Below are 14,827 nucleotides of genomic sequence, written 5' to 3'. Positions count from 1 at the left end.
TACACGACGCTCTTCCGATCTTTTTGATTTTGGTTTCATGATCAAAAGATCGCAGCCTGCGGCAGCTCCTACAGGGGCAACGTTCAGATTTCGATCAGGGCGCCCAGTTCGCGTTCCAGTTCGGCTTCGTCAGCCAGATTCAGCTCGATCAACCGCCGCAAGCGCTGGATCGACTCCAGACTGATATGCCGGCAGACAAACCCCAACTGGCCATTCTCTTCATGAGCCAAGTGCACATCCATCTCGATATCGACGTCATCGCTCAGATGAATGTCGACGAAGAAATCCTTCTCGGCATCCCCCAACCAAGGCTCCGGCCGCTCGATCAGCAATCCTTTGAGCGACAGGTCGATCAGCTTGACCGGCCATATGTACTCGCCCTGACTCAGCTCGGTTCTGGCATCGAACGCAATACGTTTGAAGCGACGACGGTTGGCTGGGTGCTCGCTCATGGCGCAATCCTCATGAAGGTTCGCTGACTATAGACCGCGAATGCGGGCGCCAGCCAATCGCTAAAGCGTCTAGACCAACGTCGGGGTATGGCCTTTGGCGCCGTAAGCGCTAAACTCGGGGTGGCTGTCTTTCTTGTCCACCCTGGCTGGAATAATAAAATGAAAAATAATAATAGCCTGCTACGCCACTTACCCTGGCTAGTGCTGGCAATCGTAGGAGCGTGCGCCCTGGGCGTAGTGGCATTGCGCCGCGGCGAGGCGATCAACGCCTTGTGGATCGTGGTCGCCGCTGTGGCCATTTATCTGGTTGCGTACCGTTACTACAGTCTGTTCATCGCTAACAATGTGATGCAACTGGACCCGCGTCGGGCAACCCCCGCCGTGCTCAACAACGACGGTCTGGACTTCGTGCCGACCAACAAACACATTCTTTTCGGTCACCACTTCGCAGCGATCGCTGGTGCGGGGCCATTGGTCGGCCCGGTGTTGGCGGCGCAGATGGGTTATCTGCCCGGCACGCTGTGGCTGATTGCCGGCGTGGTGCTGGCGGGTGCGGTGCAGGACTTCATGGTGCTGTTCATGTCGACCCGTCGCAACGGCCGCTCTCTGGGCGACATGGTGCGTGAAGAAATGGGCCGTATTCCCGGCACCATCGCGCTGTTTGGCTGCTTCCTGATCATGATCATCATCCTCGCGGTGCTGGCGCTGATCGTGGTCAAGGCGCTGGCCGAGAGCCCGTGGGGCATCTTCACCGTGATGGCGACCATCCCGATCGCGATGTTCATGGGCATTTACATGCGCTACATCCGCCCGGGCCGCATCGGCGAGATCTCCGTGGTCGGCGTGTTGCTGCTGCTCGGTTCGATCTGGCTCGGTGGGCAGATTGCCGCTGATCCGGTATGGGCCAAGGCGTTCACCTTCACCGGCGTGCAGATTACCTGGATGCTGGTCGGTTACGGTTTCGTCGCGGCATCGCTGCCGGTGTGGCTGATTCTGGCCCCGCGTGACTACCTCTCCACGTTCCTCAAAATCGGCACCATCGTCGCGCTGGCGATCGGCATTCTGGTGACCATGCCCGAGCTGAAAATGCCCGCGCTGACCCAGTTCGTCGACGGCACCGGTCCGGTGTGGAAGGGCGGTCTGTTCCCGTTCCTGTTCATCACCATCGCCTGCGGTGCGGTTTCCGGTTTCCACGCGCTGATTTCTTCGGGCACCACGCCGAAGCTGCTGGATAACGAAACCAACGCCCGTTACATCGGTTACGGCGGCATGCTGATGGAATCGTTCGTGGCGATCATGGCCATGGTCGCCGCGTCGGTGATCGAGCCTGGCGTGTACTTCGCCATGAACAGCCCGGCTGCCGTGGTCGGCAGTGATGTCGCATCGGTTGCGCAAGTGGTCTCCAGCTGGGGCTTTGCGATCACGCCGGAAGCGCTGCAAGCCGTGGCGCACGACATTGGTGAAACCACCATCCTCGCCCGTGCCGGTGGTGCGCCGACCCTGGCGGTCGGTATCGCGCAGATCCTGCACAGTGTCCTGCCGGGTGAAAACACCATGGCGTTCTGGTACCACTTCGCGATCCTGTTCGAAGCGCTGTTCATCCTGACGGCTGTGGATGCGGGCACTCGTGCCGGACGTTTCATGCTGCAGGATCTGCTCGGCTCCTTCGTGCCGGCGCTGAAGCGCACTGAATCGTGGACTGCCAACCTGATCGCCACCGCCGGTTGTGTGGCGATGTGGGGCTGGTTGCTGTACCAGGGCGTGGTCGATCCACTGGGCGGCATCAACACCTTGTGGCCACTGTTCGGTATTTCCAACCAGATGCTGGCGGGTATCGCGCTGATGCTTGGCACTGTGGTTCTGATCAAAATGAAGCGCCAGCGCTACATTTGGGTCACCCTGCTGCCAGCCACCTGGCTGTTGATCTGCACCACGACGGCGGGCTTCATCAAACTGTTCGATGCCAACCCGGCGATCGGCTTCCTGTCGCTGGCGAAGAAATACAGCGATGCGCTGGCCAACGGTCAGGTGCTGGCACCGGCAAAAAGCGTCGAGCAGATGCAGCACGTGATCTTCAACGCCTACACCAACGCAACGCTCACCGCGCTGTTCCTGTTCGTGGTCTTCAGCATCCTGTTCTATGCGCTCAAGGTCGGCATCGCCGCCTGGGGCAAAAAAGAGCGTACGGATAAAGAATCGCCATTCCAGGCCCTGCCGGATGCGTAACCAGAGGATTGCAGCATGTTCAATGACCTGAGTCGCCTCGGTAAATACCTCGGTCAGGCTGCGCGCCTGATGGTCGGCATGCCCGACTACGACACCTACGTCGAGCATATGCAAACCAAACACCCGGACAAACCGGTGATGAGCTACGAGATGTTCTTCCGCGAACGTCAGGAAGCCCGTTACGGTGGCAAGGGTGGGCCGAAGTGCTGTTGAGGCACATGAGGGTTCAGGCAACACAAGCACTGTAGGAGCACAGCTTGCTGGCGAAGGCGATCTTGAAGACGCCTTCGCTGGCAAGCCAGGCTCCTACAGTTTTTTTGCGTGAGGGAGATTTAATTTGTCAGCCCCAATCCCGGTCACGGTACTCAGCGGTTTCCTCGGTGCCGGCAAGACCACCTTGCTGCGCCACATTTTGAAAGCCGAGCACGGCCTGAAAATCGCCGTGATCGAAAACGAATTCAGCGACGCCGGCATCGACACCCAGTTGCTCGGCGACGAACCCGTGCAAGTCATGACCCTGGCCAACGGCTGCGTCTGCTGCACCATTCACACCGACCTGACCAAAGCCCTGTACCTGCTGCTCGAACGGCTGGACAGCGGCGAAATCGCCTTTGATCGTCTGGTCATCGAGTGCACGGGTCTGGCCGATCCGGCACCGGTGGCGCAGACTTTTTTCATCGACGAAGAACTGCGCGAGCGTTACCTGCTCGACGGCATCATCACCCTGGTCGATGCCGCGCACGCGGCTGTGCATCTGAGCCAGACCATCGCCCAGGCGCAGATCGGTTTTGCCGACCGCTTGCTGGTGAGCAAGACTGATCTGGTCGACGAGGCCACGTTCACCGCTCTGAGCGAACGGCTGACGCGGATCAACCGCCGCGCGCCGATTCGAGTGGTTGATCACGGCAACATCGATCTGGCTGAACTGCTCGATGTCCGTGGCTTCAATCTCAACGCCGATCTGGGGGGCGGCTTGAGCCTGCGCCCGGTGAGCAAGGCGCCGTCGATTGACCGCATTTCCAGTCTGGTGCTGCGCACGGATCAGCCGCTGGATATCGATCAGCTCAGTGAATTCATGAACGAGCTGCTGGAAGAGCACGGCAAACAATTGCTGCGCTACAAAGGTGTGCTGAGCATTGCCGGCGAAGATCGCCGCCTGGTGTTTCAGGGTGTGTTGAAGCTTTATGGCTTCGACTGGGACACCGAATGGGCCGAGGGAGAGGCGCGGGAAAGTGTGATCGTGTTTATTGCCGATGAGTTGCCGGAAGAGAAGATTCGGGCGGGGTTTGCCAAGGTAGCTTCTGCCTGATGGTTCTTCGGTGTCAGGGCTGACGCCATCGCGGGCAAGCCCGCTCCCACAGGGTTATTTGTCGTTCACAGATTGTGTGGACACCAATAAACCTGTGGGAGCGGGCTTGCCCGCGATGGCGATTTAACCGACAACACAATGCTTGACGGTCGACTCCAGCAGCGTCTGCTCAAGATGATCCAGATGCTGATTCATCAACATGCCGGCCTTGGAAACATCGCCTCGCTCCACCGCCTCAACCAGCGCCAAATGCTCCTGCCATGCGCAACAGCTATGCGTCTGGCACTCACTTCGCGCAATCGCCAGCGACGTCAGCGGCACCAGACTGCCGAGAAAATGCGCCAACGGTGCATTCCCCGCCATCTGCGCCAAGTGCAGATGAAACTCCCCCGACAAGCGAATCGCCGTCCCGCGCCGGTCCTGCTCGACAGCCTGACGCTCGCGCTCGATCAACCCGCGCAGGCGTTTCAAGTCTTCGGCCTGCGGACGTTGGCAGGCCAGACGCACCAAGGTGTTTTCGGCCAGCCGTCGCGCATGCAGAGCCTGCTGCGTCTGCCCCCGATCAGGTGCGGCGACACGCGGCCGATGATTGGCGCGCAGCACAATGACCTGTTCAAGCGACAACTGCGTCAGCACCCGGCGCACATCCGCACGACTGGCGCTAAACATCTCCTTCAGACTGTCCTCGGTGAAACGGCTGTCCGGATCAATGCGCTGTTCGAGAATTGCATCGAACAGTCGCGGATAAAGATCCTCTACCGGCGCACGCAGCCGAGAGAAGGGCAGGGGCGTGGCAGTTGGCTGAGCGTGCGAGGTTGAAGCGAAACTGTTCATGGCCTGTCTCCAATAGGAATCAGTGACTCAGGTTGTCATCCGGAATATTCAGCTCGATGCCCATCCGCTGACCTTCGCGCAAAATGTGCCGGCGCATTTCGGCGCTGGCCTGGGCGCTGTTTTTGCTGCGGATCGCCCGCACCACGGCTTCGTTTTCCTCTAACCGTTCAGCGAGGTGCTCCGGCGAGTTGCGCAGCACTTCGGCGCTTTGCTTGAGGGCGTTGCTGGTCTGCTGCACGACGCTCTGGAAGATCGGGTTCGAGGTCAGGGTGAACAGCTCTTCATGGAAAGCGATGTAGGCGCTGACCCCGGCTTCGCTGTCGCCGGCTTCAAGGGCTTCGCGCATGTCCATCAGGGTCAGGCGCAACTGCCCGACTTCCTTGCTGCTGATCGACTGCGCCACCAGACCGACGATGAACGGTTCCAGGGTGTAGCGCAGTTGCAGGACATCTTCGAGACTGGCCCCGGCGACTGCGCTGTCGTGGCTTTGGCTGTCGCTCAATTGCGCGTCGAGCACGACCACGCCCTTGCCCGGCATCGAACGCACCAGGCCAAGGGTTTCCAGGACGATCACCGCCTCGCGCAGGCTCGGACGGCTGATGCCCAGTTGTTCGGCCAGTTCGCGCTGGCCCGGCAGCATGTCGCCAGAGCGCCATTGGCCACGGGCGAGGGCGGCGCGGAGTTTTTCTACGACTGAGTTGACGACGGTTGATGTGGTGATCACTGGTCTTGCTCCGTGAGCCCATTGGGTGCGCCGCAAGCAAGATCAAAAGATCGCAGCCTGCGGCAGCTCCTACGGGGTTGAAATCAGAACTCCTGCTGGTGCGCGGGAGTTGCTGGTTTACGCGGCTGAAAGGTGTAGCCCTGCTGACCGCTGAGTACTTTGTTAGCGCGTTGTACGTCGATGTCTTTTTCCCAACGGGCGATGGCGACGGTGGCGACGCAGTTGCCGATGAGGTTGGTCAGTGCCCGACCGATGCCCATGAACCAGTCCACGGCCAGCACCAATACCAGACCCACTACCGGGATCGCCGGAATGGCGGTCAGCGTCGCCGCGAGGATCACCAGTGCCGAGCCGGGAATACCGTGGGCACCTTTGGAGGTGATCAGTGACACCAGCAGAATCGTCAGTAAATCGGTCATCGCCAGCGGTGTGCCGGTGGCGTTGGCGATGAAGACAATGGCCAGGGTCAGGTAGATCGAAAAACCATCGAGGTTGAACGAATAACCGGTAGGGATCACCAGGCCGACGGTCGAGCTGCCGATGCCGAGGTGTTCGAGTTTGCGCATGATTTGTGGCAACACAGCGTCGGACGACGCCGTGCCCATGACGATCAGCAGTTCTTCACGCAGGTACTTGAGCAGCGGCCACATACGCAGGCCGGAGGCGCGCATCACCAGACCGAGAATCACGCTGACGAAGGCCATGCAGGTCAGGTAGAACAAACCGACCAGACTGCCCAGGTGTTGCAGTGAGTCGAGGCCATATTTGCTGGTGGTGAAGGCGATGGCACCGAATACGCCGATCGGCGCCAGACGCACGATCATGCCCATGATGCGGAAGATCACATGGCTCAGTTCATTGATCAGTCGGGAGATCCCGGAGGCCGCTTCGCCGACCAGATTCAACGCGCTGCCGAACAGCACTGAGAACAGCAGCACTTGCAGGATGTTGTTGTCGGCGAACGCGCCGAGCACCGAGGTCGGGATCAGATCCATCAAGAATTGCGTGGTGGTGTGCATGTGCTGGCCACGCTGGGCGATGTCGCCCATGTCGGCCGCAGACAGTTGCTCCAGATGAATATTCGCGCCGCTGCCGATGCCGGTGCTGAAGGCGAAGACCAGGCCGATCACCAGGGCGATGGTGGTCAGCACTTCAAAGTAGATCACTGATTTGAGGCCGATGCGCCCGACCTTCTTCAGATCGCCAGCGCCGCTGATACCGCTGACCACCACGCAGAACACGATGAGGCCGATGAGCATCTTGATCAGTTTGATGAAACCGTCGCCGAGCGGTTTGAGCTGGGCCGAATATTCAGGAAGGGTCAGCCCGCAGACGATGCCGAGCACCAGTCCGAGAACCACTTGAAGGAAGATTGAACGCGAGCACCATCTGAGCATGGGAGGAATCCTGGTCGGTGTCCTGGCTGCCGTGCGCGTGGCGCATCAGATTCAGGACTTAATTATTGTGGTCTTACCGGTATGTCCAGTGCAGGCGCAGTCTACGCTCGGTTTTTTCGGGATGACAAGTGAAAACAACAAAATTGGCATGACCGGTCTGACCAGTGGCACCAACCAAATGTAGGAGCTGCCGAAGGCTGCGATCTTTTGATCTTGTTTTTATAATCCAGATCAAAAGATCGCAGCCTGCGGCAGCTCCTGCATGGGGGCAGCTCCTGCATGGGAAATCGCAGGCGAAAAAAAACCGGCCAATCACTTGGCCGGTTTTTCATGCTGCGGGTTTAACGTCGCATCAAGCGCCGTATACCGGCAGTTTCTTGCAGATGGCTTTGACTTTCTCGCGAACGGCGTCGATCACCGCTTCGTTGTTCAGGTCAGCCAGGATGTCGCAGATCCAGCCGGCCAGCACTTTGCACTCGGCTTGCTTGAAGCCGCGAGTAGTCACAGCCGGGGTACCGAAGCGCAGGCCGGAAGTGACGAACGGCGAGCGTGGATCGTTTGGCACGGAGTTCTTGTTCACGGTGATGAACGCTTTGCCCAGAGCGGCGTCGGCGTCTTTACCGGAGATGTCCTGCTTGATCAGCGACAGCAGGAACAGGTGGTTCTTGGTACCGCCCGAAACCACGTCGAAACCGCGCTCGATGAACACTTCGGCCATGGCCTGGGCATTCAACACCACTTGTTCCTGGTAAGCCTTGAACTCAGGCTGCAGCGCTTCCTTGAAGCAGATCGCTTTAGCCGCGATCACGTGCTCCAGCGGGCCACCCTGGGCGCCAGGGAATACTGCGGAGTTCAGCTTCTTCTCGATGTCGGCGTTGGCGCGCGCCAGGATCAGGCCGCCACGTGGACCGCGCAGGGTCTTGTGCGTGGTGGTGGTCACGACGTCAGCGAAAGGCACCGGGTTCGGGTAGACGCCAGCGGCGACCAGACCGGCTACGTGAGCCATGTCGACGAACAGGTAAGCGCCGACTTTGTCAGCGATTTCGCGGAAGCGCGGGAAATCGAGGATCTGCGAGTAGGCAGAGAAACCGGCCACGATCATTTTCGGCTTGTGCTCAACCGCCAGACGCTCGACTTCGTCGTAGTCGATCAGGCCGTTGGCGTCGATGCCGTACTGCACAGCGTTGTACAGTTTGCCCGAGGAGGAAACGCTGGCGCCGTGGGTCAGGTGACCGCCGTGGGCCAGGCTCATGCCCAGAATGGTGTCGCCACCTTGCAGCAGAGCCAGGTAAACAGCGGCGTTGGCTTGCGAACCGGCGTGCGGCTGAACGTTGGCGTAATCGGCGCCGAACAGCTCTTTGGCGCGGTCGATGGCCAGTTGTTCAACGATGTCGACGTACTCGCAACCACCGTAGTAACGCTTGCCTGGGTAGCCTTCAGCGTACTTGTTGGTCAGGACCGAGCCTTGAGCTTCCATCACCGCTGGGCTGGTGTAGTTTTCCGAAGCGATCAGCTCAATGTGTTCTTCCTGGCGCTGAGCTTCTTGCTCCATGGCGGCAAAAAGGTCGGCGTCGTACTTGGCAATAGTCAAATCACGGCTGAACATGGCGGTCCTCAAGGATCGGGGGCAGAAAAGGGGGGCATTCTAACCCAATGGGTTTTGGATGGCATATGAAACGACATCATGTCGCAGACAAGTGGCGTTCATGACAGATGTGCGGTGCTTTTGCTGGCCCCATCGCTGGCAAGCCAGCTCCCACAATGTCTGGGTTTCAGCCCGAGAATATTGATCCACAGCAAGTCCCTGTGGGAGCTGGCTTGCCAGCGATGGCCGCGCCGCAGGACTTCAGTCGAACATGAACAGCGCATCATTACTGAACTGCGCTTCAAAGCGGCTCGCCGGCATCGGTCGCCCGAACAGATACCCCTGAACCTCATCGCAACCATGCTCACGCAGGAAGTCCAGTTGCTCATGGGTCTCCACACCCTCGGCGATTACCGCCAGATTCAGGCTGTGCGCCATCGCGATGATCGCCCGGGCGATCTGCGCGTCCTGCTCACCCGACGGCAAGCCATCGACAAACGTGCGGTCGATTTTCAACACGTCGATCGGGAACTGCTTGAGGTAGTTCAGCGATGAGTAACCGGTGCCGAAGTCATCGACCGCAATGCTCAGGCCAAGGTTTTTCAGGCCGGCGAGAATCTGCATCGCCTCGCTGACTTCGCGCATCAGGATACTTTCGGTCAGCTCCAGTTCCAGGCACGCCGGCGGCAGGCCGGTTTCGCGCAGGATCGTGGCGATCCGCGTGCCGAGTTGGCCATCGGAGAACTGTCGCGCCGAAATGTTTACCGACACCTTCGGCACGCGCACACGGTTCTGGTGCCAGGTCTTCAGTTGACGGCAGGCCTCGCTGATCACCCAATCGCCAACGTCCACCACCAGCCCGAGTTCTTCGAGCACCGGAATGAAATCCCCCGGCGGCACCAAGCCACGACGCGGGTGACGCCAGCGCAGCAGCGCTTCGGCACCGGTCAGGCGTTTGCCGTCGCCACTGAATTGCGGTTGGTAATACAGGACGAATTCGTCTTGTTCCAAGGCGTGGCGCAAATCGCTTTCCAGCTCCAGACGCTCCAGCGCACTGGCGTTCATGTCGGCCTGATAGAACTGGAAGTTGTTCTTGCCGCGTTCCTTGGCGTGGTACATCGCGGTGTCGGCGTTCTTCATCAACTGACTGAGTTCGTTGCCATCCTGCGGACTCAGGGCAATGCCGATACTCGCTGTGACAAAGAACTCGCGGCCTTCGAGCACGAACGGCCGCACCAGGCTGCCAAGAATCTGCTCGGCGACATGAATCGCCCGGTTCAGCGCCATCTCACGGCTGGATCGATGTTGCAGCAGCAAGGTGAATTCGTCGCCGCCCATACGCGCCACGGTGTCGTCATCGTCGACGCAAGCGAGCAGGCGCGTGGCCATGTCTTTCAACATGCGGTCGCCGGCGGCGTGACCGAGGGAGTCGTTGATCGGTTTGAAACGGTCGAGGTCGAGGAACATCAGCACCACCCACGACTTCTGTCGCTCGGCCGATTGCAGCGCCGTGTGCAGGCGATCCTGGAACAGCGTGCGGTTCGGCAAATGCGTGAGGGCGTCGTAGTAGGCGAGGCGGTGAATGCGCTGTTCGCTGGCCTTGCGCTCGCTGATGTCGCTGAAGAAACACACATAACTGGCCAGATCGCCTTCGTCGTCGAGCACCGCGGTGATGCCGACCCACGCCGGGTAATGCTCGCCATTACGCCGCTTCATCCAGACTTCGCCCTCCCAGGTGTTGTGCTGGTGCAATTGCTTGAGCACGTAACGCAGGTGCGCGTCCTGTTGTTCGTCGACGGTGAGCATGTTCGGCAACTGGTCGAGCACTTCGCTCACCGCGTAACCGCTGACCCGACTGAACGCTTCGTTGGCCTGAACGATGTAGCCGGCCGGGTCGGTGATCAGAATCGCCGAGGTCGAGTGCTCGAAAACCGTGGCGGCCATGCGCAAGTCTTTCTCGGCGCGACGTTGCTGGCTGATGTCGCGACCGACACCGAGTACGCCTTCGAATGCACCATGCTCGTCCCACACCAGTACCAGACGCAGCTCGATCGGGATCTTGCGGCCATCGGCGCGCAGGCAGTCGAACAGGAACAATTGCGTCTGCACCTGGCTGCGCAGCAGCGCCAGTTGCTCGGGCTTGTCGAGCGCCTTGCTGACGCGATCCATCAGCGTGTAGATGCCGCTCAGTTGTTGCGGGTTGGCGATGGTCGATTGCCAGCCGTTCTGGAAAATCCACTCGGCGTCGTAGCCCAGCACGGCTTGCACCGACGGGCTGACGTAGTTCAGCGAGAGCTTGCTGTCGGTGGAGAAGATCACGTCGCTGATGCTTTCGGCGAGCATGCGATAACGCTGCTCACTGTCGCGCAGGGACTCGCTGGCCTCGATCTGTTCGGTGATGTCCTTGGCCACACCGATGATCCGCGTGACCTGATCATGTTTGTCGCGGGCCAGTGCCTGTTCACGAATGTCGAAACGCCGCCATTTGCCATCGCGATGACGGAAGCGCAGCTGACATTGCAGCAGTTGGCTGTAACCGGCGTGACGCTGCAACTGCCGCGAACGATGGTAGTAATCGGCATCTTCGGGGTGCAGGAGGATTTCCCAGAAGTACTCGCCCATCTGGTGCAGTTCGGTGCGGTTGTAACCGAGCGTCTGGCCGAGGTGGTGGTTGCTGAAAATCATCCGCTGGCTGATCACGTCCTGCACGTACAGATGATCCGGCACGGTGCGCACCACGTCCGACCAGAAGCCTTCGCGCTCCAGCAGCGACAGCTCGATGAGCTTGCGACTGGTGATGTCGTTGATGCTGAGGATCACCGCTTTATAGTCGTGCTGCTCGTGCGGCAGGCGCAACACCATCCATAGATGCTGGTCGCGGCCATTGATGTCCGGCAGTTTGATTTCCAGTTCCAGCTGTTTCTGCTGCTGCAACACCGCGTCGAGCACCTGGTTGCCGATCGCGCACTGGCGATGCGGATGGCCATCGATCAACAGTTGCCAGGCGTGTTCGCAGGAATTGACGTTGAGCAGTTGCAAGGCCACCTGATTGACCTCGGTGACGCGCAGTTCCTGAAGCAATTGTTGGCGTTGCGCCGGTTGGTCGAGCCAGGCCTTGAGCTGATCGCTGGTCTGGATCTGGGCTTTTTCGAACACCTGCTTGAGCCCGGACAGATCAAGCACGCACAAGGCGACGCCGGTGCCTTCGAAAATGTCCTGATAACGCCGGCGCCCTTCATGCAACTGGCGCTGGCGGCGGCGCATGTTCAACAGCGCGATCACTGGCAGCAGCGAGAAGGCCAGGCCCAACAGGCATTTGCCGATGAACGCCGGCAGCAATTCTTCCAGCACGCGCTGGCGGTCGAACAGGCCGCGCAATTGCCAGTCGCTGCTGCTCAGCGGCACGGTCAGCACGGTGTTGGCCAGATCGTCCGGGGTCAGTACGCCAGGCTTTGCCGATGGCAGCGCCTCGTCGCGGCTGATGATCTGATGGTTGATGCGGTTCTCCACCAGCCACAGCGGGCGCAGGCCGGTTTCACCCTGTTTGGTCAGCGAATCGAAGAAGGTCGGGGTCAGGCGCAACGCCCAATAGCCACGCGTGCTGCCGCTGGCCTGATGCAGCAACAGATGCACCACTGCGCCGTCGTCGGCGTTGCTGAAATAATGCGCCTGCGCACGGCTGCGGCGGACCAGTTCGGTGAGGTAGTCGGCGTCGTGGCTGTCGGCGGCGCTGTCGCTGAGGATGCGCCCGGACGGGCTGAGCAACGCCATGCTGCGCAGATCCGGCAGCGACTGCTGAAGTTTGCGCAGCAGCGCCTGCTGTTCGTCGGCAGTTTGCGGTTGCTCGACGATCGGTAGCAGATTGAGGGCGATTTGCGCGTTCAGCGCCATGTTCAGGCTGACCTGCGAGGCGAGGTCGGCGGTGTAGTCGATGGTGTACTGACGCTGGTTTTTCTGGGTTTCGCGCAATTGATCGAGCAGTTGCCAGAACAGCAATGCCAGCAACAAAAGCACGAGGGTTGCCAGCGCTCCCTTTAATGTCCCGCGCAGGGGCGAGCCGGGCGCCGGTTGGGTGCTGCTCACAGAGGCTGGCGGAGTGACATTGGACAAGCTGTAATCCTGCGGTTTGGCTGGACTGGCGCGACGTGCACTATAAGCCGGACGCCCAAAGGGCGGCTAGCATGCCTTGAGTTGTGGCGAAGTGCCAGCCCCGCTCGGCTGGACTGCCACTGGTCAATCAGGTAGCTTTGCCGGTTACGCGGGAGCGTTCCAGCTCCTAGACTCAGACTTTTTCAGCGCGCACGCATTGATAACCATCAAGTGAACGACGCGCATGGTCTGGCCGGGCATCGCCCGCGCTGCAATCATTCATCTGTCACTGACCCAAGGTTCTCCATGGCTCAATACGTCTTCACCATGCATCGGCTGGGCAAAGTTGTTCCGCCGAAGCGGGAAATTCTCAAAAACATTTCGCTGTCGTTCTTCCCCGGCGCCAAGATCGGCGTACTCGGCCTCAACGGTTCGGGTAAGTCCACGCTGCTGAAAATCATGGCCGGCGTCGACACCGAGTTCGAGGGCGAAGCCCGTCCGATGCCGGAACTGAACATCGGTTATCTGCCGCAAGAGCCGCAACTTGACCCCACCAAGACTGTACGTGAAGTGGTCGAGGAAGCGGTCAGCGTGATCAAGAACGCTCAGGCGCGCCTGGACGAGGTCTACGCGGCTTACGCTGAAGAAGATGCCGACTTCGACAAACTGGCTGCCGAGCAAGCCAAACTCGAAGCGATCCTGCAAGCCAGCGACGGTCACAACCTTGATCGTCAACTGGAAGTCGCCGCCGACGCGCTGCGTCTGCCAGCGTGGGACGCCAAGGTCGAATTCCTCTCCGGTGGTGAAAAACGTCGTGTGGCCCTGTGCCGCCTGCTGCTGTCCGCCCCGGACATGCTGCTGCTCGACGAACCAACCAACCACTTGGACGCCGATTCCGTTGCGTGGCTGGAGCACTTCCTGCACGACTTCCCGGGCACTGTGGTAGCGATCACGCACGACCGTTACTTCCTCGACAACGTCGCCGGCTGGATTCTGGAACTCGACCGCGGCGCGGGCATTCCATACGAAGGCAACTACTCGGGCTGGCTCGAAGCCAAGTCCGATCGTCTGGCCGCTGAATCCAAGCAGCAGTCGGCGCACGAAAAAGCCATGAAAGAAGAACTGGAGTGGGTGCGCAAAGGCGCCAAAGCCCGCCAGTCGAAATCCAAGGCACGTCTGCAACGCTTCGAAGAAATGCAATCGCAGGAATTCCAGAAGCGCAGCGAAACCAACGAGATCTACATCCCGGCCGGTCCACGCCTGGGCGACAAGGTCATCGAATTCAAGAACGTCACCAAGGGTTACGGCGATCGCGTGTTGATCGACAACCTGTCGTTCTCGATGCCGAAGGGCGCCATCGTCGGCGTGATCGGCGGTAACGGTGCCGGTAAGTCGACCCTGTTCCGCATGTTGATGGGCAAGGAACAACCGGATTCGGGCAGCATCGAAGTCGGCGAAACCGTGCAACTGGCCTGCGTCGATCAGAGCCGCGATGACCTGGATGGCAGCAAGACTGTGTTCCAGCAAATCTCCGACGGTTCCGACCAGATCCGCATCGGCAACTACGAGATCCCGTCGCGTACCTACGTCGGTCGCTTCAACTTCAAGGGCGGCGATCAGCAGAAGTTCGTCAAGGACCTGTCCGGTGGTGAACGCGGTCGTCTGCACCTGGCGCTGACCCTGAAGGAGGGTGGCAACGTCCTGCTGCTCGACGAACCGTCCAACGACCTCGACGTTGAAACCCTGCGTTCGCTGGAAGAAGCCCTGCTGGACTTCCCGGGCGCCGCGATTGTGATCTCTCACGATCGGTGGTTCCTTGACCGTGTGGCGACACACATCCTGGCGTACGAAGACGACTCGCAAGCGATCTTCTTTGAAGGTAACTACACCGAGTACGAAGCGGATCGCAAGAAACGCCTCGGCGAAGCGGCTGCCCAGCCACACCGGGTACGTCACAAGAAACTGGCCTGATTCGGGTTGGTTGCATAAAGAGCGGAGCCTTCGGGCTCCGTTTTTTTTTGCCCGGTTTTTTTCAGGGGAACCGAGGTGGATTCATCGCTGGCAAGCCAGCTCCCACAGGGATTGTGTTATGTCCGGATTGTGTGAGCGCCGCTAAAACTGTGGGAGCTGGCTTGCCAGCGATGGCGGTGTAACTGTTGGTGCATTAATCAAATTTGTTCTCCCCATTCAGGTGCAAATCAGCGCCAAAAA

General features: G+C 59.8%; 10 protein-coding genes. 4 read left to right on the top strand and 6 right to left on the bottom strand.

Features of this window, described 5'->3' with window-relative positions:
• Nucleotides 1-83: 83 nt before the first annotated feature.
• Complete coding sequence (locus PMI37_RS04635) at nt 84-452, bottom strand: PilZ domain-containing protein (protein ID WP_008078590.1); 369 nt, start codon at nt 450-452, stop codon at nt 84-86.
• 159 nt (nt 453-611) lie between these two features.
• Here PMI37_RS04635 and PMI37_RS04630 point away from each other — a divergent pair, with 159 nt between their 5' ends.
• The 3 genes from PMI37_RS04630 (at nt 612) to yjiA (ending at nt 3,987) form a co-directional block, all read left to right on the top strand.
• Nucleotides 612-2,678 (top strand): carbon starvation CstA family protein, encoded by a 2,067-nt coding sequence (locus tag PMI37_RS04630; protein WP_008078589.1) that lies wholly within the window; start codon nt 612-614, stop codon nt 2,676-2,678.
• A gap of 15 nt (nt 2,679-2,693) precedes the next feature.
• Nucleotides 2,694-2,891 carry a YbdD/YjiX family protein gene (locus PMI37_RS04625; RefSeq protein ID WP_003228401.1) on the top strand — a complete coding sequence of 66 codons (198 nt, stop codon included), beginning with the start codon at nt 2,694-2,696 and terminating at the stop codon, nt 2,889-2,891.
• Nucleotides 2,892-3,015: 124 nt separating this feature from the next.
• Nucleotides 3,016-3,987 (top strand): GTPase, encoded by a 972-nt coding sequence (gene yjiA / locus PMI37_RS04620; RefSeq protein WP_008078586.1) that lies wholly within the window; start codon nt 3,016-3,018, stop codon nt 3,985-3,987.
• A gap of 123 nt (nt 3,988-4,110) precedes the next feature.
• Here yjiA and PMI37_RS04615 read toward each other — a convergent pair whose 3' ends face one another.
• The 5 genes from PMI37_RS04615 to morA form a co-directional block, all read right to left on the bottom strand.
• On the bottom strand, nt 4,111-4,821 hold the full coding sequence (locus tag PMI37_RS04615; protein ID WP_008078583.1) for a GntR family transcriptional regulator: 711 nt from the start codon (nt 4,819-4,821) through the stop codon (nt 4,111-4,113).
• 19 nt (nt 4,822-4,840) lie between these two features.
• A complete protein-coding gene (locus PMI37_RS04610) occupies nt 4,841-5,545 on the bottom strand; it encodes a FadR/GntR family transcriptional regulator (protein WP_008078581.1) in 705 nt (234 codons plus the stop codon).
• A gap of 83 nt (nt 5,546-5,628) precedes the next feature.
• On the bottom strand, nt 5,629-6,942 hold the full coding sequence (locus PMI37_RS04605) for a C4-dicarboxylate transporter DctA (RefSeq protein ID WP_008078580.1): 1,314 nt from the start codon (nt 6,940-6,942) through the stop codon (nt 5,629-5,631).
• A 352-nt stretch (nt 6,943-7,294) separates the two neighbouring features.
• Nucleotides 7,295-8,548 carry a serine hydroxymethyltransferase gene (gene glyA, locus PMI37_RS04595; RefSeq protein ID WP_008078579.1) on the bottom strand — a complete coding sequence of 418 codons (1,254 nt, stop codon included), beginning with the start codon at nt 8,546-8,548 and terminating at the stop codon, nt 7,295-7,297.
• A gap of 240 nt (nt 8,549-8,788) precedes the next feature.
• A complete protein-coding gene (morA, locus tag PMI37_RS04590) occupies nt 8,789-12,637 on the bottom strand; it encodes a cyclic di-GMP receptor MorA (protein WP_008078578.1) in 3,849 nt (1,282 codons plus the stop codon).
• Between the two features lie 285 nt (nt 12,638-12,922).
• On the opposite strand from morA, the gene ettA reads away from it, so the two are divergent.
• The gene (gene ettA / locus PMI37_RS04585) at nt 12,923-14,587 is read left to right on the top strand and encodes an energy-dependent translational throttle protein EttA (protein ID WP_008078577.1); all 1,665 of its coding nucleotides are present in this window, start codon (nt 12,923-12,925) and stop codon (nt 14,585-14,587) included.
• The last annotated feature ends 240 nt before the right edge of the window (nt 14,588-14,827 follow it).

Source organism: Pseudomonas sp. GM80, assembly GCF_000282515.1.
Taxonomy (GTDB): Bacteria; Pseudomonadota; Gammaproteobacteria; order Pseudomonadales; family Pseudomonadaceae; genus Aquipseudomonas.
This window is presented reverse-complemented; position numbering and strand designations above follow the sequence as displayed.

Coding starts and splice junctions, on each gene's coding strand:
- PMI37_RS04635 (WP_008078590.1), bottom strand. CDS start 452: ATGAGCGAGCACCCAGCCAACCGTCGTCGCTTCAAACGTATTGCGTTC.
- PMI37_RS04630 (WP_008078589.1), top strand. CDS start 612: ATGAAAAATAATAATAGCCTGCTACGCCACTTACCCTGGCTAGTGCTG.
- PMI37_RS04625 (WP_003228401.1), top strand. CDS start 2,694: ATGTTCAATGACCTGAGTCGCCTCGGTAAATACCTCGGTCAGGCTGCG.
- PMI37_RS04615 (WP_008078583.1), bottom strand. CDS start 4,821: ATGAACAGTTTCGCTTCAACCTCGCACGCTCAGCCAACTGCCACGCCC.
- PMI37_RS04605 (WP_008078580.1), bottom strand. CDS start 6,942: ATGCTCAGATGGTGCTCGCGTTCAATCTTCCTTCAAGTGGTTCTCGGA.
- glyA (WP_008078579.1), bottom strand. CDS start 8,548: ATGTTCAGCCGTGATTTGACTATTGCCAAGTACGACGCCGACCTTTTT.
- ettA (WP_008078577.1), top strand. CDS start 12,923: ATGGCTCAATACGTCTTCACCATGCATCGGCTGGGCAAAGTTGTTCCG.